Raw genomic sequence first — 23,688 nt, 5'->3', positions numbered from 1 at the left:
ATTATTCTTTTTCATATTCTTTTATGTTGTCAAATTCCGGCCTGTGTTTCTTTTGTCTAGACCACATAAAATAAATTGCCGGAATTACGAAAAGCGTAAGGATTAACGAAAATAAAGTTCCTCCAACAATCACGACTCCCATCCCGATACGGCTGGTAGAAGCAGCGCCCAGAGACAGTGCAATCGGCAAGGCGCCCAGTGCAATCGCCAAACTGGTCATCAAGATAGGACGAAGGCGCGATTCGGCAGCTTCCATAATGGCTTCCATTTTGTCTTTGCCCTGTTCTCGGAGCTGGTTGGCAAACTCTACGATCAAGATTCCGTTCTTCGTCACGAGCCCGATCAGCATGATGGTTCCGATCTGGCTGAAAATATTCCAAGTCTGGCCAAAAAGCCAAAGCGAAAATAAGGCTCCCGCTACTGCCATTGGAACGGTCAAGATGATGATAAACGGATCGATAAAACTTTCAAACTGCGCCGCAAGAATCAGATAGATAAGCAGTAAAGCCAATCCGAAAGCAAAAGCCGTATTGGAATTACTTTCTACGAAATCTCGCGATTCGCCGCCCAAATCCGTCGTAAACGTTTCGTCCAGCACTTTCTCTTTGATTCTTTCCATAGCATCGATACCGTCGCTGATACTTTTCCCTGGAGCAAGTCCGGCAGAAACCGTAGCCGACATATATCGGTTGTTGTGGTACAATTGCGGCGGACTGCTTTGTTCTTCGATAGTCACAAGATTATCCAACTGTATAAGCTCGCCCGAAGTGTTTTTCACAAAAATAGAGGTCAGATCGATGGGAGCCTCGCGGTCCTTTTTGTCAAACTGGCCCATCACTTGGTATTGTTTTCCGTTCATCATATAATAACCGAAACGCTGGCCGCTCAAAGACAACTGAAGTGTTTGGGCGATATCAATAACCGAAACGCCAAGACTTTGCGCCTTTTCCCTGTCGATGGTTACATAGATTTCTGGCTTGTTGAATTTTAAGTTTACGTCGGTAATGGCAAAAGTCGGGTCTTGAGCCGCTTCGTCCATAAACTCTGGAATCTTCTCTCGCAGCTTTTCGAAATTCTGCGCTTGGATGATGTATTGTATCGGCAAGCCTCCACGTCGGTTTACGGCAATGGTAGGCTGTTCAGAAACAGAAACTTTGGCTTCCGAATACCTCTTTGTCCATTTAGTAAGGTCTTCCGCTATTTCTTTCTGTGAACGTTCCCTTTCTCCCGGCTCGACCAAAGCAATCCTGGCACGGCCGCTGTTTACGGATGCAGAACCAAAGCCTGGCGAGGTAATTATCAAGCTTACTTTTTTCTCAGGAATTGAATCATTAATCAGGTCGGATAGCTCGGTCATAAAGCGATCCATATAATCATACGAAGCACCTTCTGGAGCAGTTACGTTTACCCCGATAAAGCTCCTGTCATCATACGGCGCGGTTTCTTTCTGCAGCGTACTGAAAAACAAGGCAATCAATCCGATACAGATAACCAAGATAGGGAAACTCAGCCATTTTCGTTTCATGAATTTTGCCAATGCTCCAGCATATCCCGAATTCATTTTCAAAAAGTAAGGCTCGCTCCAATTATAGAATTTAGACTTTTTCTGCTCGCCGCCCTTCATCAGGTAAGCGTTCAGCATAGGCGTCAAGGTCAAGGAAACAAAAGCAGAAATTAATACCGCAGCGCCAATCACGACACCAAATTCCCGAAACAGCCTTCCCACAAAACCTTCTAAAAATATAACCGGAAGGAATACTGCAGCAAGCGTTATCGAAATCGAGATCACGGCAAAGAAAATTTCATTCGAGCCTTTAATCGCGGCTTCTATAGGCGTCATTCCTTCTTCGACTTTCTTGAAGATATTTTCGGTTACAACGATACCGTCATCCACAACCAACCCGGTTGCAAGAACGATAGCCAATAATGTCAGTACGTTTACAGAGAAGCCAAAAAGCCACATGATAAAAAAGGTCGCAATCAAGGAAACCGGAATATCAATCAGCGGACGAAAGGCAATTGCCCAATTCCTAAAAAACAAATAAATAATCAGGACTACTAGCACGATAGCAATCAATAAAGTTTCAGCAACTTCTACAACCGCTTTTTTAACAAAAACCGTATTGTCGATCGCCACGTTTAATTTGAAGTCTTTCGGCAGGTCTCTTTTTAACTGATCGTACTGTATATAAAAAGCCTCTGCAATGTCAAGATAATTCGTTCCTGGCTGCGGAATAATAGCCATCCCGACCATTTCCTGACCTGAATCGCTCATTTTAGTCTCTAAATTCTCCGCTTCCAGCGAGGCATTCCCGACATCGCTAAAACGGACTATTTTTTCTCCTTGCGCAAGAAGGATGATATTGTTGAATTCTTCTTCCGTAGAAAGGTTTCCGATGGTTTTTACCGTCAATTCCGTATTGGCACCCGTCAGTTTTCCCGAAGGCAGCTCCACGTTTTGGCTTTCTAATGCATTTCTCACATCCGAAACCGTCACGCCATAAGAAGCCATCTTGACCGGATCGATCCACAAACGCATCGCGTATTTGCGCTGTCCCCAGATCTGCACGCTGCTGACGCCCGGAATGGTCTGCAATCTTTGAGCGATGACATTGTCGGCATAATCAGAAAGTTCCAAGACATTCTTGTTGTCGCTCTGTACCGTCATGGTGATGATTGGCTCTGAATCCGCATCCGCCTTAGAAACTACAGGCGGCGCATCAATATCCTGCGGAAGGCTTCGTACAGCTTGCGAAACTTTGTCACGCACGTCGTTGGCAGCTTCCTCTAAATTTTTATCTAAGTTGAATTCTATCGTGATGTTACTGCTTCCCTGATTGCTCGAAGACGTGATGTTTCGAATACCGTCAATAGAGTTGATGGCTTTTTCCAAAGGTTCGGTAATCTGCGATTCGATAATGTCAGCGTTGGCTCCTGCATAGCTCGTTCTTACCGAAATCTGCGCAGGGTCGATGGATGGAAATTCTCGCACGCCCAGATAGGTATACCCGATTATTCCAAAAAGAATCAGCATTAGGTTCAAGACAATTGTCAGTACCGGTCTTTTTATGCTTGTGGTTGATAAGCTCATCTGGTGGCTATTTAAGGATTTGGACGCTCACTGGCATTCCGTCTTTCAAGGTCATTACGCCGGTAGTTAGTACCGTATCTCCGACTTTCAGTCCAGACGTGATCAAGATATCTTTATCCGTTCTGGCTCCCGTTTTCACGATTATTTCTTTCGCTTTTCCGCCTTGAGAAACAAACAATTTCTTTCCGTTTTGGATCGGAATTAATGCCTGCGTAGGAACCAGCAAGGCATCCTTGATGTTGTCTAAAGGAAGCGTTACGTTCGCAAAAGTTCCCGGATAAAGCTTGCCATCAGGATTCTCTGCAATAGCGCGGAGTCTAAGAGTTCTGGTAGCCACTTCAATTTCAGGTTCGATGGCATAAATCTTGGCAGTAAACTTTTCAGTAGAACCAGCGGTCGTGAACGAAAGCGTTCCGTTGACCTTCATCTGCGACGCATATTTTTCTGGAATCGAAAACGTAATTTTCAGTCGGCTTGTATTTACCAGTTTTGCAATCATGGTAGTGGGCGTGACATAGGTTCCTTCAGAAATTGAACGTAATCCTATTTTTCCGGCAAAAGGTGCGCGTACTGTTGTCTTCGCTATCTGGGCGCTGATCAGCTGTGATTGCGCTTTGGCAGATTTAAAATCGGCGCTGGCAATATCATATTCTTCTTGGCTGATGGCTTCTTTCTGCAATAAAAGCTTGGCCCTGCGCTCGTTTTCAGAAGCCAGTCCTTGTGCCGTTTTTGCTTGTGTCAGCTGTGCTCTTAACTCAATGTCGTTTACTTTAAAAAGCACTTGTCCTTTGGCGACCATAGTGCCTTCGCTAAAATTGATGCTTTCAACAATTCCCGAAACCTCGCTTCTAACATCAATCTGCTCATTTGCTTCGATAGAGCCCGAGAGCGAAAGATTGTCTGCAAAGTTTTGAGGCTGTACGACGATGCCGCTTACTCGTGATGGTTTTTTATTTCCCTGTCCTTTTCCGTTTTCTGAATCTGATTTTTTATTGCTGGAGATTCGGTAGGCAATCATGCCCCCAATCCCAAGGATGAGCAGTGCATAAACTAGATGTTTTATTTTCATGAGGAACGAGGTAATTATAATTTTAAGTTAAGAAAAGCCGCATTTTGGCACCAAACAAAACTAAATTTTATTCTTCAAACCCAAGTTCTCCTTTGCTATAATTTAACATTTTTTAGCATATACACAAGCAATTAGCTTTTTTTGACCTGCCAACTCCTAAAATACGAACGTTAAATAATCATGCTTTTCGTCGATTTTATTTGTTTCGAGCAGATTTGTTTCCTACATTAGCGAGAGTAATAAATTTAAAACCGAACCCACAAAAACAGCTTTCTGTTTTTCAAAATAAATAGTATTTAGTTTTTAGATTTTTATTTGAAAAAGCCGTCATTCCTTCGACGGCTTTTTTGTTTTCTTTTACAATTGCGAATCTATTTATTTCGTAAATTTGCATACAATTTGAATCCTCAAAATATGAATCCCCTTCACGAGAATCCCAGTCCGTTTAAAATCAAGATTTCTTTTCAGAAAGTCATTGAGGTTTTAGAGCAAATAGCTGATTCTGATGTTGATTATCGGGCGGCTTATGCCAAGGGACTCTTGAAGGAAATAGAGCCCTTTCCGGAACTGAGAGACGGTATCGAATCGTACCAGCAGATCGAAAAGCACTACAACAGAATCAAATACCTTTTGGCCGATTTGTTTCCTACGGCCCTAACGCATAACGAAATCAAAGCCGTAACTGTTCCGTTTGACAATTATATTTTTAATACGACAGAAAGGCTGAACAAGATTCTTACGGAAGCCGGAGACGATTTTGAGATCATCATCAGAGATTTCGACGAGCATCGGTTCTATGTCATGAACTGTTCTATCATACTGAACTATTATTACGGCTGCAAGATTGATTTCAGCAGTCCTATATTTTATGATATTCCCAATGCAGAAGGTATCGTAAAACATTACAGGATTCTTTACAATGCCGACTTCCTTGAGGTGTTCCCGACAGAAAAATCGGTGGCGCTTACGCAAGAAGACATCAATCAGCTGATCGATAATTACGATGACCTCGACCTGTGGAAAGAAAAATTTCCGCCAGAAAGTTGGATACTCAAAGGCTTCGGAATCATGACACTTTATGACAATTCCGTCGAAAGTGCCATTTCTAATCTGAAAAGCAACCTGCTGAGCAACAACGAAGATTCTGAATTCAAGAAAGAGACCATTGAAACCATATTTCGTTCCATCTACAAAATTGCAGACCTCAGGACGGGCTTTACCGCTTTTAGCAGTGACGGTACCCGATTGAAAAAAGCCGATTTTGAAGACGAGATGCACAGCTTCATCTTGACGAAAGATTACGAAGAAGAATGCCTGAACGCCCTAGGACAATGCCCGCTAGATACCCTTGTAGGAGAGAAGAAATACTTTATTATTTCTGACGTAAAAGAATTTCTAGTCACAAATCCAGAAGAAAAAGAGCTGGCAGAGCACCTGCTCGCGCAAAACGTACAAAGCTGTATTTTTGCACCTGTCGTTAAAGACGATAGGCTGTTGGGCATCGTAGAATTAGTTTCTTCCGAGCCAAAACAGCTAAACAGTATCAATGCCAACAAGCTCGATCTGGTCATGCCTTTCTTGGTAGACACGATCGACAGGTATTTTTCCGACATGCAGAATCAGATCGATGCGATCATCCAAAAAGAATACACTGCTATCCATCCGAGCGTCTATTGGAAGTTCAGGGAAGAAGCCTCACTGCATACTACAGATAAAAATACAAGAGACCTGCCATTCAAGGAAATCGTGTTTAAGGAAGTCTATCCATTATATGGACAGATCGATATCAAAGGTTCCTCCGTTGCCCGAAACGAGTCCATCGAAAAAGACTTGACGGCCCAGATCGAATTGCTGCTCCAGTTGCTCCGCTTTATAAGCGACAACCTGAAACTGCCGGTCATCTACCAGAACATCTACGAGCTCGAAGACCTAGAGAAACAGCTGAAAGAAACCCTTAAAGCCGATACCGAGTCGCTTATCCAAAGCTATGTTCTGAATGAGATCCATCCGATGCTGCACCATTTCGAGACCTCCAATGACAAGGTACGCGAGAAAATAGAAGCCTATTTCAAATCGCTCGACCCTAAGATTATGATGGTCTATGATGCAAGGAAAGATTTTGACCAGACACTTTCGCTGATCAATAAAAAAATGGCTTTTATCTTAGACAAGAAGCAAGAAGAAGCCCAATCGTTCTTTCCGCACTATTACGAACGCTTCAAGACAGACGGCGTAGAGCACAATCTCTATATCGGAGCCTCTATAGCCCCGCAATTGTCCTTCAGTCCTGTCTATCTGAGCAACCTGCGTTTGTGGCAGCTTCAGGCCCTGTGCGAGCTAGAAAACGAATATTACCACCTGCGTCCTTCCTTGCCGTATGATCTCGATGTGACTTCGCTGATCCTCGTGTTCAGCACGCCGATATCCATCCGATTCCGTATGGACGAAAAACGTTTTGATGTAGATGGTACCTACAATGCCCGTTATGAAGTCGTGAAAAAACGAATCGACAAGTCGAATATCAAAGGCACCAACGAAAGGATTACAGAAAAAGGCAAGATTACCATCGTCTATTCACAGCATCAAGAAGAAGCAGAATACAGAAGATACATCAGCCTGTTGCAGCACAAAAACAAGCTGGGTGCTATCGAGACTTTTGAAGTAGAAGACTTGCAGGGCGTTACCGGACTAAAAGCACTGCGTGTGGAAATCTTGTATACGCAGCCTGAAAAATCAGAGAAAAGCTATACCTACCAAGACCTGCTGAAAGAATTAGCCCTTAAGAACTAAACCGACTTGAATGCCCATACAAAGGCAATCACCGAAATAATGATGCCGAACATAAACACCGTGTACGTAATGCGCAGCAATTTGTATTTTCGGTTCAAGACCAGCCCAAGAAAATAAAGATCCTTGATCATCGAATTATAAAGATACTCGCGGTCTTTCATCAGCACATTCATGGCCCACTGGTACTCGTCCAGCGGCATCTTGTGGAAATTCCCGAAAAACAAAAGGTTTACGTTTTTGTCCTCGATATCCTTTCGCGTAAAAAGTCCGCTGGTGACTTTTGGACGCGTAGAAAGTATCGCAAAAATAATAGAGATCACACTAAACAGTAACATTACGAACGTAGGCACGATCAAATGCGCATTCGTCGGGCTGTCCAGCTTAGGAATCAAGGTCGATAACGCAATCGAAATGATAATCGCATTGACAGAAAGCAGTATGTTCGCCTTACTGTCGGCAATCTGGCTGAGCTTGGTATGGTTGTTCAGCGTCACCCGAAACATAGTATCGATGCCCCGTTCCGGACTTTCCAGTTTTTCCAGCTTTTTCTTATTCAAGATGTCTTTCGGCTTTTCCTTTTTGCCTTTCTCAAGAGAAGTGATCTTGTCCTGTATGTCAGAAAGGTTCAGGTCTTTCTGCGGCTGCCAGTTTTGCTTGGCAAAATCCGTATAAAAACGATGGTATTTCAAGAAAACAGTACGGTTTTCTTTTGCCCATTCCAAGTCAGTATATTGCTTGTCGCAGATGATTTTCCACTCCTGGCGCAGCAGTTCCGAAAAATTAGGATATTCCTTATGTCCAAAGTGAGAGCAGTCCGCATCGCGTATGATTGTCTCCAGATGGCCTACAGGAGTACTTTTCAGTTCCGTCGCCATGATAAGCGACTTGATTTTTTCTATCTTTTCCTCAGGATACGCGTTTTCTTTCAAAAAGTCGGCCGCAATCAAAGCGCCGCGTTCCTCGTGCTTCTCGCCGCCCTCAATATATCCCGCGTCGTGAAACCAAGCCGCGATTTCCAGCATTTCAGCTTCTTCTGCAGACACATTTTCGCCTTTGATCAGTATCTGCACGCTGTTAACAACTCGTAAAGTATGATTAAAATTATGGTAAATATAATCAGAAGATAAGCTATCTTTGAATAATTGGAATATAAAATTTTCGGCTTTTTGAAGAATATTCATGTCAAATATCAATTGAATTAAATCCACTACCAAATTATGAAATTATTTTGGCTTAATGTAACTAGTAAACGAAATATAACGCTATTCAAGTATGCCTGCTTGATAATTTTTTTACAGTCCTGCGCCACGAACCACTCGCAGTTTGGAAGCAAGGCCCCCGTTACGATCAAAGACAACTTTGATAACCCCAAAGCCATTTCACATACCTTTTATCTTGTAGGCGATGCAGGCAATGCCGATGAGGTGAGATCGCAGCAGCTATTAAAGCTGTTTGAAGAAAGGCTCAAAAAAGCCGATACCAACAGCACGCTGCTTTTTCTGGGCGACAACATCTACCCGCTGGGCATGCCGCCAAAAGACAGCCCCGACAGAAAGACGGCAGAAGAAAAGCTCGACATACAGCTGGCGCTCTCCAAGAGTTTCAAAGGAAAGACCATATTCATACCCGGCAACCACGACTGGTATAACGGTGTAGAAGGACTAAAAGAACAAGAAAGGCTGGTCAACGAATACCTCAAGCAGAAAAAATCCTTCCTTCCGAGAAAGAACTGCGGGATCGACCATATCAATATCAACGATAACCTAGGACTGATCGTAATCGACAGCCAGTGGTATCTGGAAGACTGGGACCAGCATCCTACCATCAACAACGACTGCGACATCAAGACACGCGAGCAGTTTTTTGAAGAATTAGAAAACAAGTTGAACGACTACCAAAAAAAGACCACCATCATTGCCATTCACCATCCGCTGATGAGCAACGGCACGCATGGCGGCGAGTTTTCGCTAGAAAAGCACCTTTTTCCGTTCAGCAAAAAAATACCGCTGCCGGTCTTGGGAACGGTCGTCAACCTGCTGCGCAAGACCTCTGGCATCAGCCCGCAAGACTTGCAAAATAAAAAATACAATGCCTTCGTAAAAAGAATCAAGACCCTGATACAGACCCGTAGCAACGTGGTCGTAGTTTCGGGGCATGACCACAACCTGCAATACATAGACAAAGACAACGTCAAGCAGATCATCAGCGGCGCCGGATCAAAACACGAGGCCGCTAGGGCGATCAATGAAAACGACTTCTCTTTCGGAAACAACGGCTATGCCGTGCTCGAAGTGCTCAACAACGGAGCTTCAAAAGTATCGTATTACGGTGCCGACTCCAAAGGAAAAGAAGGCTTGCTATACAAACAGCAGCCTACGTTCCCGAGGCCAAAACCGAACCTGAGAGAATTCCCGAATACTTTCCCTACCCATAAGGATACGACCATCTATACTTCAAAAATGACAACCAAAGGCGGCGCCTACCGTTTCCTTTGGGGCAAGCACTACCGAAAGATCTACAGTACCCCGATAAAAGCAAGAGCCGTAAGCCTCGATACGCTATACGGCGGACTGACGCCTACCATTTCTGGCGGCGGACACCAGTCTAAATCGCTCAGGCTGGTAGACAAAAACGGAAAGGAATATGTGATGAGGGCCCTGAGAAAAAGCGCTACGCGCTTCCTGCAATCCGTAGCTTTCAAAGACCAAGCCGTAGAAAAAGACTTCCGTGACACCTATGCAGAAGACTTTATCATGGACTTTTACACGACGGCCCATCCGTATACGCCTTTTGTAGTGGCCGAATTGGCCGACAGGGTAGGCATAAGCCATTCCAACCCTAAGCTGTTCTATGTTCCAAAACAAAACAGGCTGGCCCTGTTCAATGAAGACTACGGCGACGAGCTCTATATGATCGAAGAACGCCCGATGGACGAATTCAAGGACCTGAAAAGTTTCGGCAAGCCCGGCAAGATCGTGAGTACAGATGACGTACTGGCCAATGTCCGCTCCGATGAAAAATACGAAGTAGACGAGCAGAGCTATATCCGAGCAAGGCTGTTCGACATGCTTATCGGCGACTGGGACAGGCATTCTGACCAATGGAGATGGGGCGAATACAAAGAAAACGGAAAGGTAATCTACCGTCCGATTCCGCGTGACAGAGACCAAGCCTTCTCCAGATACGACGGCACGCTGCTGTCGATACTGATGAACATTCCGGCGCTGCGCCACATGCGCTCTTTTGACGACAAGCTCGACAACGTCAAATGGTTCAACCGCGAAGCTTATGCACTAGACCTTGCCTTTATTACCAAATCAGACGGAAGCGTCTGGAAGCAAGAAGCCAAATACATTACCGACAACCTTTCCAATGCCGAAATCGACAAGGCATTCGAAAAGCTGCCGAACGAAGTAAAGGACGCCTCGATAGACAAGATCAAATCCGACCTGAAAGCCAGAAAGAAATACCTGGAAAAATACGGACAAGAATACTATGAAGTGTTGCAGAAAACAGTGCTCGTTGTCGGTACCGACAAAAAAGACCGTTTTGTCATTACCCGATCTGGCGATGCTACCAAAGTAGAAGTCTACCGTATCAAAAAAGACAAAGAAGAGCTCATCCACGAACGAACCTACCACTGTCCGGAAACCAAAGAACTGTGGGTATACGGATTAGACGACGATGATATCTTTGAAGTAAAAGGCGAAGGCCGAAAAAGACTCAAGATCCGTCTCCTGGGCGGACAGAATCACGATACCTATGACGTAGAAAGTGGCAAGAAAGTGCGAATCTATGACTCGTCTACCAAAGACAATACGATCACCAGCACCGGAAAAGGAGAAAAGATGCTTTCCGATTCCTATCAGATTAATACCTACGATTACGAAAAGCCGAAATACAATGTCTTGGCAGGATATCCCTTATTAGGATTCAACCCTGATGACGGTGTCAAGGTAGGAGCCAGGGTCAACTATACCGTAAACGGCTTCAACAGGTTCCCCTATTCACAAAGACACGTCGTAGGCGCCAATTACTATTTTGCGACCAGCGGCTTTGAATTGTACTACAAAGCTATTTTTCCGCACCAAGTCGGAAAATGGAATTTTGTAGTCGATGCCCTCTATACCAGTCCTAATTTTAGTATCAACTACTTTGGTTTCGGTAACGAGACCGAAAATCCAGACGATGATATCGACATGGATTATAACCGCGTGAAGATACGTAGGCTAAAAGCCACTCCTTCTTTGCAGTGGACTGGAGAAATGGGCGGTTCGGCCGTGGTGCAGGCCAGCTTTGAGCGCGTACAGGTAGACAAGACCGCCGGACGCTTTATTACCCTGCCGGGTGTCGTGAACCCTGATGTTTTCGACTATAAGAACTTTGTAGACCTGAGCGCCAAATATACGTTTGAAAATTACGACAACCCGTCGAATGCTACGCTGGGAATGGTCTTCTCAATGCTAGGCGGCTATACCATAAATATCAATGAAACCGGCAAGAAATTCCCGTATGCGGAAAGCTCGTTAGGCTTTACCTATAAGATTTCGACCAGCGGCAACTGGGTATTGGCTACCCTGCTGAAAGGAAAAGTCTTGTTTGACGACGAATACGAGTTCTACCAAGCGGCTACCGTAGGCGGCGATTTCGACCTGCGCGGTTTTAGAAACCAGCGTTTTTCCGGCAAGCAGTCCTTTTACCAAAGCACCGACCTGCGCTGGAACCTCGGCAAGGTAGACAACGGCTTTGCGCCTTTGCGCTATGGTGTTTTTGGAGGATTCGACTACGGACGCGTTTGGGTTCCGGGCGAAGAGTCAGACAAATGGCACCAAGCCTATGGTGGCGGTATCTGGATCAACGGCGTGAATCTGGTTACAGGTAAAGTCTCCCTGTTCAACTCAACAGATGGTGTCAGGATTTCGGCAGGACTAGGATTTGGATTTTAGGTCGGCCAGCTTGATCTCATAAAGATTGCCGCCCGTCTTTTTGCTTTTTTCATCCACGATAAGAAGCGTCTCGTTGTCTTTAAAACAGACGCCTTCTTTTTGGGTCACGTCATTCAGCTCGAACATTTCGGTCGTTCCGCCCAGAAAATCAGTTCCCGAAAAACCCGAAAGCAGCCACACCTTGCTCGCACTCAACAGCACGACCTTCTTCCCGTCAGGGCTGATGTCGGCGCTGGTAATGGCACATTTGTGGTAGCTGTCGCACGCCTTGAATGTACCCAAGAGCTGGGCCTTATGGTTGCCGCTTTGGTTTGGCACCCTATATAACATGACGGTTCCGTCAAAGCCCTTGCTTCTGTTTTTGGTAAAGATGTAAAAGTTGCCCTTGTAGAAAAAGAACGATTCTGCATCATAAAAAAGCTCCGACTTCTTCGGCGGAAACTGCTGCTGCTCCGGATAGTAGAACGAAATTTTGGCAGGCGATACCGCCGTCTCATGCTGCAGGTCGCCCGCATTCACCTTATAGATGCACAGGTCTTTGCGCAGGTTGTCGTTATTGCCAAAATCCCCTACATACACATTGCCCTCCTCGTCGGTAGCAAGATCCTCCCAGTCTACGTTTGCCGCATTGGTTACGGTAACCGTATGCGCGATCTTTCCGTCGGCATCCAGGCCATAGATTCGGTTTTTATTGCCGCTGTCCTCCGCCACCCAGATATAAGGCGAAGCCTTCGAGACCGCTACGGCAGAAGCCTCTTTTAATGACAGTTTCTTTGTATTCGTCGGCAGCTCTTGCGATTTTCCAGAACAGGAAAGGAGTAGGACCGATAATAGTGGCGATAGCGTAAGTAGTTTCATAAGCAATTTTTAATAGGTAAATATAGGAAATCGCCCGCAAGAAACATAGCCTGCCTATTCTTAAGATTCACTTAAGACTGCTTGGCGCATCCAATTTAAGGCAATTCGTGCCGTTACATTTGCAAAACAAAGTAACAGACATGAAATTAAAATCATCATTTCAATTTGAAATTTCCCTGCCTCAGCGGTTCTCGCTGCTATGGAATTTCTTCAAAGGATTCTTGTTCCTGTCAATGGTGCTCCGCATCGTCTTTATGTTCTGGCAGAAAGATGAGGTTTCTTGGAACCTGGTCACGGTGCTAAGGACATTGGCAACCGGAGCCTTTTTCGACAGTGCGGTTGCCGGCTTTGCAGCCTTTCCAGGAATCCTCTACCTGCTGCTGTTGCCAAATCGATACAGCGGCTCCCTGCTAGATAAGATAGTTGTTTATTTTTTCTTTTCGCTTACGGTACTTGTCTTAGTATTTGTGTTTTTTGCCGAAATAACCTTTTGGGAAGAATTTAGAACCCGCTTTAACTTTATCGCGGTCGACTACCTTATCTATACCCATGAAGTAGTCCGCAACATACAAGAATCCTATCCGCTTCCGTATCTTATCCTAGGCGTTGCTGCCATCACCTTGCTGATTGTGTTCCTGTTTAAAAAAAGAGGCATTTTTGCGGCCACATTTGCTGGAAAAGCTTCCCTGAAGCAGAAGCTGTCCCTGTTTATTTCCGCCTTCCTGATATTGTCTTTCTATGTCGTATTTATAAAAAACAACCAAGCAGAATGGTCTTCCAACCGCTATAATAATGAAATTTCTAAAGCCGGAATCTATTCGTTTTTTGCCGAATTCCGAAACAACCAGATGAAATACACGCAGTTCTATACGGCAATCGATACCAAAAAGGCCTTCGAGACCGTAAGAAACGAAATAGCAGAACCCGACAGCCGCTTTATCAAAGGCGGAACGTCTATCCGACGAGAAATCACTGATTCGCTGCCTTCAGAAGCAAGACCCAATGTTGTTTTCATATTGATGGAAAGCATGAGCGCCAGCTTTATGAAAGAATTCGGGAATGAAAAAGACATCACGCCCAACATGGACAAGCTGGCCCAGCAGAGCCTTTTCTTTACCAATCTCTACGCTACCGGAACCCGAACCGTGCGCGGCATGGAAGCCGTTACCCTATGCATCTTGCCCACTCCAGGACAGAGCATCGTGAAGCGTCCCGACAACCAGAACCTATATACAGTTTCCAATGTCTTTCAGGAGAAGGGCTACCAGAATAGCTTCTTTTATGGAGGCGATGGCTACTTCGATAATATGAACTGCTATTTTGGCGGCAACGGCTTTACGATATACGACCGAGGGAGAGGAAGCGTGCTGAGTGATAAGATCAAGACCGAACGCCACAATATAGAAGACAGCGAAGTGACTTTCGAGAACGCCTGGGGCATCTGCGACGAGAACATCTACGACAAGATGCTCCAAGTGGCCGACGAGCATTTCGCCTCAAAAAAGCCCTTTTTTAATTTCGTGATGACCACTTCCAACCACAGGCCCTATACCTATCCAGAGGGCAAGATCGACATACCTTCTGGCAAGAACAGGGATGGAGCGGTGAAATATGCCGACTATGCGCTTGGCCAGATGCTCGAAAAAGCAAAAACAAAGCCTTGGTTTAAGAATACGGTCTTTGTGATTATTGCAGACCACTGTGCCAGCAGTGCAGGAAAAGACGAAATAGATGTCGCAAATTATCATATTCCAGCATTTATTTATAATTTGCCGGCCCAAGCGCCGGAAAAGGTACTGCAGCAATGCTCGCAAATTGATCTATTTCCTACCTTGTTTGCAATGTTACGCTGGAATTACCGTTCTAACTTCTTTGGGAAGAATGCTTTAGGAAGAACCTACACAGAAAGAGCCTATGTAGGCACCTACAGGAAGCTTGCCTATATGAAAAAGAACAAGGCCCTGATATTGTCAGACCAGAAGCAGCAGGCCCTTTATGACTGGAACAAGAAAACCAACGAGCTCAAGCCTGTCCCGATGGACAACGCATTCCTGGAAGAAGCCATATCCGGCTATCAGGCGGCAGATTATTTATTTACGAACAAATTGCTTAAAGAATGACCTATATCCATTTTATCGTCAATCCTATCTCTGGAAAAGGAAAACACCAGATTACCAGAGAATTTTTGGAAGGACATTTTCCTGTCGCATCCTACAAGATAGAGATCGACTATTCCCGATATAAAAAACACGCCATAGCGCTGACGGAAAAAGCCATAGCGCAGCAGCCCGATATCATCGTAGCCTGTGGGGGCGACGGCACTATCAGCGAGATCGCTTCGCAGCTTGTCAATACCAATATAAAGCTGGGTATCATCCCGGTCGGTTCAGGCAACGGCCTGGCATCTAACCTCGATATCCCGAGGTGCGTCACAAAATCCATAGCCATCATCAAAAAGCAAAAGTCGGTTGCCATCGATTCCGGAAAGGTCAACCAGTACTGCTTTTTCAGCAACATGGGGCTCGGTATCGATGCCATGATCATCAAGAAATATGAAAACGCCAACAAGCGTACGCTGTCTGCCTATGTGAACGCGTCGCTCAAGGCCAGCTCGCAATACAAGCCCCAAAAGGCCATACTGCGCTATAACGGAAAAGAGCAAGAAGCAGACCCGTTCCTGCTGTTTATCTCCAACTCTAACGAAATGGGCTATAACATGAGCCTTACCCCAAAAGCCAGCCTGTCAGACGGCTTTTTAGACCTGCTCTATGTACCCAAGATAAGCTTCCTGCAAAAGATGCTTTTTGGAGGCCTGGTAGTAACCAAACAGTCAGAAAAATTCAAAAAGGCAGAACATGCCATGATCCAGAGCCTGAATGCCGAGCTGCCCGATAGGATTTTTACAGACGTGCAGATCGATGGCGAATACCACAGGCTAGAGACCAACAAGGTACAGGTAGACATTTTGCCCAAGTCTCTGAACGTGCTCGTGTCCTGATATTTTGACCCTATTTATCTAAAATTGCCGCCTATGAACATACTGGTAGCCGAAGACGAGATCGGAATTTCAAACTTCCTGAAACAAGGACTCGAAGAAGAACATTATACAGTGACCCTGGCTTCCGACGGAGAACAAGCGCTTCGGCTGGCTCTGGCACAGCATTTTGACCTGCTGCTGCTTGACTGGATGCTGCCCAAATTGTCAGGCATTGAAGTCTGCAGGTCCTTTCGCAAGGCCAACCAGTCAACGCCTATCGTATTCCTTACGGCCAGAGATACCGTGCAGGAAACCATCGAAGGCCTCAAGGCAGGTGCCAACGACTATATCAAGAAGCCTTTCAGCTTTGAAGAACTGCTGGAACGCATCAAAGTACAGTTCCGCTCGGCTGCCTCAGAAAATAAGACCTATACGCTCGGGCCTATCCGATTAGACATCGAAAAGCACCAAGTCTTTACGCATGACAAGGAAGTCTACCTTACCCATAAAGAATTTTCCCTGCTCGAATACCTTATCAAAAACAAGGGCGCGGTCTGTACACGCAACCAGATCATCAAGGAAGTCTGGAACATCCATTTTGATTACGAGTCTGGAGTAATTGATGTGTTTATCAATTCGATACGCAAAAAGCTGGGGCTGAAAAAAGAAGAAGACTACATCAAGACTATCCGCGGAATTGGCTACATTGCAAATGAAATCTAGCAGCCCATGCCACTGTCGTTTAAAAACAGGATTGCCGTCTACAACCTCATCAGTGCGGCCACGCTCATCGCAATAGTATTTGCGGTCGTATATGTCATAGTCTCTCTTTCTGTCAATTACGATATCAACCAGAACCTCGGTACCGAGGTCCGCTACCATCAAGACTATGTGGCAAACCAGCCGCCGAGCCACCCCATGCTGGTCGAGCCCGGCGAATGGGATGAGACCGAGCACAACGAGATTGATGTCAATCCCATATTTGTCCAGATTTTTGACAGCACGGGGCATTTTTACGAAAAATCCAACAACCTCAAGGGTGAAAACCTTAAGCTTCGCTACGAGGAAACAAACATCCATTCCCAAGATACCTATCTCGTCGATATCCCTGTCAGGCAGGTACAGGCGCCGCTCCTCAACCACGGCAAAAAGGTAGGCTATGTCATCATAGCCATGTCGGTAGAAGAAGAAGTGCGGGTCTTGGGCAACCTGAGCCGCGTGCTGTTTATTGCCTTTCCTATTGTGCTGCTAGCGCTGTTCTTTGTCACGCGCTTTATTGCCGGAAGAAGCATAAGGCCCGCCGTAGACATTATCAATACAGCGAGCAAGATCACCAACAGCAACCTGAGCGAACGTATCGAACTGCCAAAAAACAAAGACGAGCTATTTGAGCTCTCTGCTTCCATAAATCAGCTGCTGGACCGTATCGAAGATGCGGTTGTCAGGGAACGCCAGTTTACGTCAGACGCCTCACATGAGCTGCGGACACCGCTGGCCGTCATTCAAGGAACGCTTGAGGTGCTGATCCGCAAGCCCCGCGAAAGCGCCGAATATGAAGAAAAGATACGCTACTGCATCAGCGAAGTCAACCGCCTCAACGACCTGGCAGACCAGCTGCTGCTGCTTGCCCGGTTCGAAAACCAGAAGGCCGCCGTGCATATTGAAGACGTGGCAGTCGATGAGGTCATCCTGCAGGTACTGGAACGCTACTCCTCTAAAATTGCGGCCAAGAACATCGCGCTGGGCTTTGAATCAGGCCAGCACTTCTGGATCCGCTCAGACGCCTATCTCTTCTCGGTCATTCTCGATAACCTGATTTCTAATGCCGTGAAATATACAGGAGAAAATGGCAGGATCGATATCGCCCTTGCAAGGCAGGAAGACAGGATTGTCTGCTCGATTGCCGACAATGGTGTAGGCATTGCGCCAGACGACCTTCAGAAAATCTATAACGAATTTTTTAGGGCCGAAAGCCAGAGACGAGCCGTAAAAGGAACAGGTCTTGGGCTATCTATTGCAAAGAGGCTGTGTACGCTGCTGCATGCCGAGCTAAAAATACATAGCGACTTAGGCAAGGGCACAAGGGCCGAAGTCATTCTTGCCGCCGCACCTGATCTCGAAACAATAGTGCCCCAGCCGTAATCGGCAAGGCATGCAGGTTGCGAATAGGTTTCCGAATCCCAAGAGTAGGCACAGGATAGCCGAGCATAAAAAAAGGCCCTCGGTATCCCAAGAGCCTTGCTTATTATAAAACGTGCAGCAATTAATCTTCGGCTGCAACGCCTGATTTTCTGTAGATAAAGCTGCCATAGATATGTCTTCTGGCAAAACGGCTTGGCGATTCTGCATTCACCATCTTGATATAGGTGTTTCTCGGAACCCCGATATACTCATACGAATTCCCGTTCAGGTGCTGGATGACCAAGATCTGCTTTTCGTAGTAGAAATCATGGATGTTCGATTTTGCCGTAGTCTCGGTATACTCGTCTCGGAAACGCTCTTGTGTTTCCGGATTGATGCTTACCAAAAAGTGGTAGGCCTCGATCACCGACTTGCTTCTTTCTTCTGCCTCAAGCTTTCCAGCCTCATCATCTACGAACTTGTCAGGGTGCGAATCTTTCATCACATTCCTGTAGATCGTTTTCAATTCTTTTAGCGTAACGGTCTTGTCGACTCCCAAAAGCTTCCTGTGCTCAACAATTCTTTTCATAAATACTACTTTCTTTTAATCGGGCGCAAAAGTAGGCAAATAAAAATAAAAAATCCTAACCCGTTCAGTATTAATTTATTTTGGCTTCAAAATTGGCCCGAATCGGCGCAAAACCACCTGCCGCTATTCGCTTTTTATACGTATCTTGCATCCAGCGAGCACTATAGCTCGCACAGCGAGCTTAACAAACCAACAGACAGCTTATGGAACATCAGGAACAGGCCATCGAAACACTGCTGCAGCCCTTCCGGCAGCAGCTTGGCGGCGACTACGAAAAATACAAGAACCACACGTGCCGCGTACTGGCCGCCTCTATGCTGCTCGACAGTGCCGCGGAGAATAGCGAGAAGTATGCCATAGCCGCCGCTTTTCACGATATCGGCATCTGGACGCACCATACGCTCGACTACCTCGGCCCTTCTGCCGAGCAGGCGGCTGCCTACCTCAGCAAAGCCGGAAAGGCAGACTGGGCAGCCGAGATTGCGCTGATGATCCACTGGCACCACAAGATGACGCCCTATAAGGGAGAAAATCAGCACACGGTAGAAACGTTCCGCAAGGCCGACTGGATCGACGTGTCATTGGGACTGATGCGGTTCGGGACCGACGGCAGGCGCCTCCGCGATAACCGCAAAAGATGGCCCAACTTAGGCTTTCATCTTTTTTTGGCCAAAGGCACGTTCAAGAACCTGCTGCGCCATCCGCTTAATCCGCTGCCCATGTTCAAGAAATAACTCCAAAAAGCAACGTCACGGCTAGGCCGGTAAACTGTTTTGTTTATCACGGCGGCGGCCCGCTTCAGGGCTCCTGCACCCGCCAAAAAAAATACATTTTAGGCATACTTTTCCGAAGTTTTTGCCGTTATGGGAGAAACATACGAACCGATACAAACTTGTTAAACTATACGCCAAATGAAAGAAGAACTCGACCGACTGCGCAAAGAAAACGAAGAACTCAAGGCCAAGATACAGCGTCTCGAAAACGAATGCTGGGTTTGACACCTCAGACCTGATGAGGATATTCAAATGCAGCGACACCAAGATTGCCAAGATGCGGAAGCAGCAGCAGATTCCTTACGAGCATTTTGGCGGAACCTTTATCTATCCCAAGATCCATTTTACGCACATGCTGGTGCTCAAGAGCTACAAAAACTTCAAGACCTCAGACCTCAGCCATTACCCGCCGTCTTTGCTAAAAGACCTGGGCTTATAGGCGTTCCTGCTTTCTGGAGTCTGAAAATCACCCTCTTTTTTATGCCATAGCGGCTGCTCTGGCAGGCTATTTCTTGTCCTGTCGTTATGTTCCGATGCCTTATTTTGGGCAATCGGCAAAGCCGTTCTGCAGCCCTCTGTTCGGGCTTCCTTCGGGAGTGGTTCGGGACTTGTTCGGCAGGAAACTTTTTTTGGGTCATTTTCTCGAACGAGACCCGAACGAAACCCGAACAAAACCCCTACCGATTCGGTGCCAAAAACAGGCCAAAAATTAGCCTTTCGGTACCTGTTTTTGAAAGGCTCTAAAAGCATCAAAAACCCGAATCGGGATGCATAATCTGCCCAAAAGGCGAAAAAGAGCTTCAAGAGGTACTTAATACGGCCTTTTCCTATTGTCTTCTTTCGTGCCGTTACAGTCTGACACAAAGCGACTTACCTTAGTGTCACCGCAGGCGATACTAGGGCCTGCAAGTCGATTTATTAACCATTAATTTTTTAAGATTATGGGCAAGTACAACAAAGGCATCCTGGGCGCTTTTTCCGGCAAGGTCGGAAACGTGGTAGGTGCCAGCTGGCGCGGCATGGATGTGCTGCGCAGCCTTCCGAGAGCGGGCACTAGTGCGCCGACAGAAAACCAGCTGCAGCAGCGCGAAAAGTTTGCGCTGGTCGCGCGCTTCCTGCTGCCGTTCAAGCCGATGCTGGCGAGCTATTTTGGCCAGCCGAGCGGCGGCCGTTCGCGAACCAATCAGGCTACGAGCTACCACCTTAGGGAAGCGGTGGTGCTAAACGGCAGCGTGCTGTCTATGAATTATGCCAAAGTACTGCTGAGCCGCGGCGATCTGCAGGGCACGACGCAGACCGTTGTTACTGCCAGTGCTGGCAACCTGCTGCGCTTTTCGTGGGCAGACAATTCGGGACAGGCAACGGCCAAGTCGACCGACCGCTTAATGATAGGCGTGCACGATGCCGAAAGCGGCTTCTCGGATTTTTTTCTGGCCGTGGGAACACGCGACCAAGCGGCCGCCGAAATCACGCTTCCGGACTATTATGCGGGAGCGCAGGTGCACTGCTGGATGGCTTTTGCTTCTGAAAATGGCAAGCTGAATTCGACCAGCGTCTATTTGGGCATGGTCGAGGTGGTGTAGCGCTGGCAGCAGTGCAGGAAAGGGGCCTTGGAGGATTTTTCTCCGAGGCTTTTTTTATAGGCGCGCGCAACGGGTTCTGTACGGAGCGGGGAGCATTATTTTTAGGTGCGGATGCATTTAGTAGGAGGCAGGTATCATAGTTTTTATATCTTTATACGGCACAATCATTTCTTTTGTATGAAACTAATTTCCTCTTCTTTTTCCCATACCAATCTTGACGAAAAAAGTAGCCATCCTGACGACAGGAGGTGGGCGGCTGCCACGCCTTGGGATGCCATAGCCAGGTCTGAGGCCCGAAAGGTACAGACGTATGACGACTTGGTGACCGATGTTGCCCAGATCATGTTCTACAATCGGAACCTTGCCTTGTATTACAGGGGGCAGTCGAAGGATTATAAAAAGAACGGCATGACAACGCTGCTGCCTACCATCTACAGGAAAAAGGAAGGCGAAAGGCTGATGCTCAAGGAAAAGTTTGCCTTGCTGGAGGAGAAGGTTGGCGATATCAAACGGCTGTTTTCTGAAAGCGAGGTACGGTATGAAGGCATATCGATGCTGAAAAAATATCCCGAGATTGCCTGGTCGCTGTTGCAACATTATGAGATCTGCGAGACGCCGCTGTTAGACATCACCCATTCCCTGCACGTGGCCTGTTCGTTTGCTTTTGACCGGAACAAAGGAGAGACGGGCATTGTTTATGTACTCGGCATGCCTTGGCAGACCGACGGCATAGGATACAATACGTATGAGGAACTGCTGAATGTGAAGCTGCTGGGCGTATGTCCGCCGCAGGCACAGCGTCCGTTTTTTCAAGAAGGCTACCTTGCGGGCCCTTTCCCAAACTACCAGCTAGACAACCCGAGGCGCGTGCCTCAGTTTGATTTTGCGCGCAGGCTGATTGCCAAGTTTGAGATTCCGATAGACCCGAGCTTTTGGGGCGACGGTTTTGGGCGCATTCCTTCTAAGAAATTATACCAGCCAAAGGATAAGATATTTGAGTTGTTGAGCGGGAAGGGGTAGACGAATTGGATAGGGAATAATAATTATTTTATGTAGATACAATTTTAAGATAAGAATAAAATAAAGAATAAGCCTTGGTGAATTTTTCACTGAGGCTTTTTTATTGTAAAGATGTAATATTTTTAAATTTCATAAAACGCGATTATTTATGAGTTATAATGAATATTTTTTGTGTACTTAAACGATTGTTTAGGTATTTTTAAAGATTTTATGCGATTTATTCTCGTTTTGATGATTATAAGTGTCATATTTACTGTTATTAATTAATAAAACAAAAATACAATATGGAAAAATATTACGTAAACAACAATGCACAGCCAAATGGTGATCATGAAGTGCATAAAGATGGGTGCTCTTATTTAAAATTAGCTTCAAGCACTAAATATTTAGGACTGTTTTCTAATTGTAAAGATGCTGTAGCAGAATCAAAGAAAACTTATACGAAATCAAATGGCTGTTATTATTGTAATAATAGTTGCCATACATCATAAATTATATTAGAGGATAAATTAAGACTGCCTTTGAGAATTTTTTTCTCTTGGGCTTTTTTTATATAAAATAAATAAGGAACAAGAAGATTTTTTGAAATTTGTTATGATTATAGTTTTGAATAAAATAAAAACTATGATTTTTTTAATATTAATATAAAATTAGATATAAATGAATAGATTAATTATCATTGGAAATGGTTTTGATTTAGCGCATGAATTACCCACCAAATATTGTGATTTTATAAATGATTATTGGGATACAGTTTCTAGTTCTAACCATTCAGATGAATTTATAAACTTTAGTAAAAGCAATTTTATTTTTAAAAAACCCATTTCGCTGTCTAGTATTTTAGAGCATTTAAAAGATTCTGGCGCCTTTAATCGAGCAAGTGTCAAATCTGCAAACTTGGGATATTTTGAACATGGAAATCGTATGGCTATCAATTATAAAAATAGATTTTTTGAGATTCTATGTGAAAAATTCATAGAAACTAATTGGGTAGATATAGAAATGGAATATTATAAACAACTAAAATATATAATTGGAGATGCTGATGATATTAATATAGAAAATGAAGTTTTTCAAAAGGTTTTAAAACTAAATATAGAATTCAAACAACTCAAAGATAAATTTAATGAGTATCTGGTTAGGAAAGTAGTTCCTGAAGTTCCTAATAAAAAATATCAAAAAATGGCAGATATTTTAAAACCTATAATAATCTATAAGAACGAAGCTTATGCTGATTTTTTAAATGAATTTCCATATAAAACAGTAAAGGAAATAGAAAAAGAAATTAGAAGTACTGATGCGCTACTTGATAGTGCTTTACAAGGCTCAGCATATAGATTAAAAGAAACTTTTATTTTGAATTTTAATTATACAGAAACTATAAGCAATTATAGTAATGATTTGTTAGATTATGATACTGTATATATACATGGACAGGCACACAATAAAATAAATCCAATCAATTTTGGTTATGGTAATGAAATGGATGGTAAATATGAACTAATAGAGAATAAGAACCAAAATGAGTATTTAAAATACATGAAATCTTTTGCTTATTCAAATAATTCAGGATATAGAAAGTTTTTAAACTTCATTGAAAAAAATAAGTTTCAGGTGCATATTTTAGGTCATTCTTGCGGTTTATCTGATAGGACGCTCTTAAATACAATATTTGAACATGAAAATTGTGTGTCTATAAAAGTTTTTTATCATAAATATAAAACTGCTGATGCGCATGGGAATATGGACAATTATACAGATATTGTTCAGAATATATCACGGCAATTTAATAAAAAAAAGATGATGCGCGAGAAAGTCGTATCACGTGAAAATTCTCAATGTCTTCCACAAATCAAGGATTAATTTGGTTA

At 44.8% G+C, this 23,688-nt stretch carries 18 protein-coding genes; 12 read left to right on the top strand and 6 right to left on the bottom strand.

Annotated features, from left to right (window positions below; all coding sequences use genetic code 11):
* Position 1: 1 nt before the first annotated feature.
* Together GGR22_RS04395 and GGR22_RS04390 are read right to left on the bottom strand one after the other, a co-directional pair.
* A complete protein-coding gene (locus GGR22_RS04395; RefSeq protein ID WP_182492710.1) occupies positions 2-3,091 on the bottom strand; it encodes an efflux RND transporter permease subunit in 3,090 nt (1,029 codons plus the stop codon).
* A gap of 7 nt (positions 3,092-3,098) precedes the next feature.
* Entirely contained in the window at positions 3,099-4,160 is a 1,062-nt protein-coding gene (locus tag GGR22_RS04390; protein ID WP_182492709.1) for an efflux RND transporter periplasmic adaptor subunit, read from the bottom strand.
* Between the two features lie 414 nt (positions 4,161-4,574).
* Between GGR22_RS04390 and GGR22_RS04385 the strand changes: the two genes are divergently transcribed.
* Positions 4,575-6,950, top strand: a complete 2,376-nt coding sequence (locus GGR22_RS04385; RefSeq protein WP_182492708.1) for a GAF domain-containing protein — start codon at positions 4,575-4,577, stop codon at positions 6,948-6,950.
* Here GGR22_RS04385 and GGR22_RS04380 read toward each other — a convergent pair.
* Positions 6,947-8,131, bottom strand: a complete 1,185-nt coding sequence (locus GGR22_RS04380) for a Pycsar system effector family protein (protein WP_182492707.1) — start codon at positions 8,129-8,131, stop codon at positions 6,947-6,949. The genes GGR22_RS04385 and GGR22_RS04380 overlap by 4 nt on opposite strands.
* 36 nt (positions 8,132-8,167) lie before the next feature.
* On the opposite strand from GGR22_RS04380, the gene GGR22_RS04375 reads away from it, so the two are divergent.
* A complete protein-coding gene (locus GGR22_RS04375) occupies positions 8,168-11,896 on the top strand; it encodes a metallophosphoesterase (RefSeq protein ID WP_182492706.1) in 3,729 nt (1,242 codons plus the stop codon).
* On the opposite strand, the gene GGR22_RS04370 is transcribed toward GGR22_RS04375, so the two are convergent.
* Entirely contained in the window at positions 11,879-12,754 is an 876-nt protein-coding gene (locus GGR22_RS04370; RefSeq protein ID WP_121375137.1) for an NHL repeat-containing protein, read from the bottom strand. The two genes, GGR22_RS04375 and GGR22_RS04370, sit on opposite strands and share 18 nt — an antisense overlap.
* A 140-nt stretch (positions 12,755-12,894) precedes the next feature.
* Here GGR22_RS04370 and GGR22_RS04365 point away from each other — a divergent pair, with 140 nt between their 5' ends.
* From GGR22_RS04365 to GGR22_RS04350, 4 genes are read left to right on the top strand one after another with little or no spacing between them, the layout of a single operon-like run.
* Positions 12,895-14,874, top strand: a complete 1,980-nt coding sequence (locus tag GGR22_RS04365; RefSeq protein ID WP_182492705.1) for an LTA synthase family protein — start codon at positions 12,895-12,897, stop codon at positions 14,872-14,874.
* The gene (locus GGR22_RS04360; RefSeq protein WP_121375135.1) at positions 14,871-15,752 is read left to right on the top strand and encodes a diacylglycerol/lipid kinase family protein; all 882 of its coding nucleotides are present in this window, start codon (positions 14,871-14,873) and stop codon (positions 15,750-15,752) included. Before GGR22_RS04365 ends, GGR22_RS04360 begins: the two co-directional genes overlap by 4 nt.
* 33 nt (positions 15,753-15,785) lie before the next feature.
* Positions 15,786-16,454: a response regulator transcription factor gene (locus GGR22_RS04355; protein WP_182492704.1), complete on the top strand. Its 669-nt coding sequence runs from the start codon at positions 15,786-15,788 to the stop codon at positions 16,452-16,454.
* 6 nt (positions 16,455-16,460) lie between these two features.
* A complete protein-coding gene (locus GGR22_RS04350) occupies positions 16,461-17,873 on the top strand; it encodes a sensor histidine kinase (RefSeq protein WP_182492703.1) in 1,413 nt (470 codons plus the stop codon).
* A 121-nt stretch (positions 17,874-17,994) separates the two neighbouring features.
* Here the strand turns inward: GGR22_RS04350 and GGR22_RS04345 are convergent, their stop codons facing one another.
* On the bottom strand, positions 17,995-18,441 hold the full coding sequence (locus GGR22_RS04345) for a KTSC domain-containing protein (protein WP_121375132.1): 447 nt from the start codon (positions 18,439-18,441) through the stop codon (positions 17,995-17,997).
* Positions 18,442-18,644: 203 nt separating this feature from the next.
* On the opposite strand from GGR22_RS04345, the gene GGR22_RS04340 reads away from it, so the two are divergent.
* Both GGR22_RS04340 and GGR22_RS04335 read left to right on the top strand, forming a co-directional pair.
* On the top strand, positions 18,645-19,175 hold the full coding sequence (locus tag GGR22_RS04340; RefSeq protein ID WP_182492702.1) for an HD domain-containing protein: 531 nt from the start codon (positions 18,645-18,647) through the stop codon (positions 19,173-19,175).
* A gap of 277 nt (positions 19,176-19,452) precedes the next feature.
* Positions 19,453-19,653, top strand: a complete 201-nt coding sequence (locus tag GGR22_RS04335; protein ID WP_182492701.1) for a hypothetical protein — start codon at positions 19,453-19,455, stop codon at positions 19,651-19,653.
* Here GGR22_RS04335 and GGR22_RS04330 read toward each other — a convergent pair.
* Positions 19,617-20,018 carry a hypothetical protein gene (locus tag GGR22_RS04330; protein ID WP_182492700.1) on the bottom strand — a complete coding sequence of 134 codons (402 nt, stop codon included), beginning with the start codon at positions 20,016-20,018 and terminating at the stop codon, positions 19,617-19,619. The genes GGR22_RS04335 and GGR22_RS04330 overlap by 37 nt on opposite strands.
* A gap of 137 nt (positions 20,019-20,155) precedes the next feature.
* Between GGR22_RS04330 and GGR22_RS04325 the strand changes: the two genes are divergently transcribed.
* The 4 genes from GGR22_RS04325 to GGR22_RS04310 all read left to right on the top strand — a co-directional run bounded on the left by GGR22_RS04325 (position 20,156) and on the right by GGR22_RS04310 (position 23,680).
* On the top strand, positions 20,156-20,797 hold the full coding sequence (locus GGR22_RS04325) for a DUF6266 family protein (protein ID WP_182492699.1): 642 nt from the start codon (positions 20,156-20,158) through the stop codon (positions 20,795-20,797).
* 177 nt (positions 20,798-20,974) lie between these two features.
* Entirely contained in the window at positions 20,975-21,817 is an 843-nt protein-coding gene (locus GGR22_RS04320) for an FRG domain-containing protein (RefSeq protein WP_182492698.1), read from the top strand.
* 284 nt (positions 21,818-22,101) lie between these two features.
* The gene (locus GGR22_RS04315; RefSeq protein ID WP_182492697.1) at positions 22,102-22,308 is read left to right on the top strand and encodes a hypothetical protein; all 207 of its coding nucleotides are present in this window, start codon (positions 22,102-22,104) and stop codon (positions 22,306-22,308) included.
* 169 nt (positions 22,309-22,477) lie between these two features.
* Complete coding sequence (locus GGR22_RS04310) at positions 22,478-23,680, top strand: AbiH family protein (protein WP_182492696.1); 1,203 nt, start codon at positions 22,478-22,480, stop codon at positions 23,678-23,680.
* Positions 23,681-23,688: the final 8 nt, after the last annotated feature.

Source organism: Flavobacterium gossypii, assembly GCF_014138495.1.
Taxonomy (GTDB): Bacteria; Bacteroidota; Bacteroidia; order Flavobacteriales; family Flavobacteriaceae; genus Flavobacterium; species Flavobacterium endophyticum.
The sequence above is the reverse complement of the archived record's forward strand: the minus strand, read 5'-3'. Positions and strand labels throughout refer to the sequence as shown.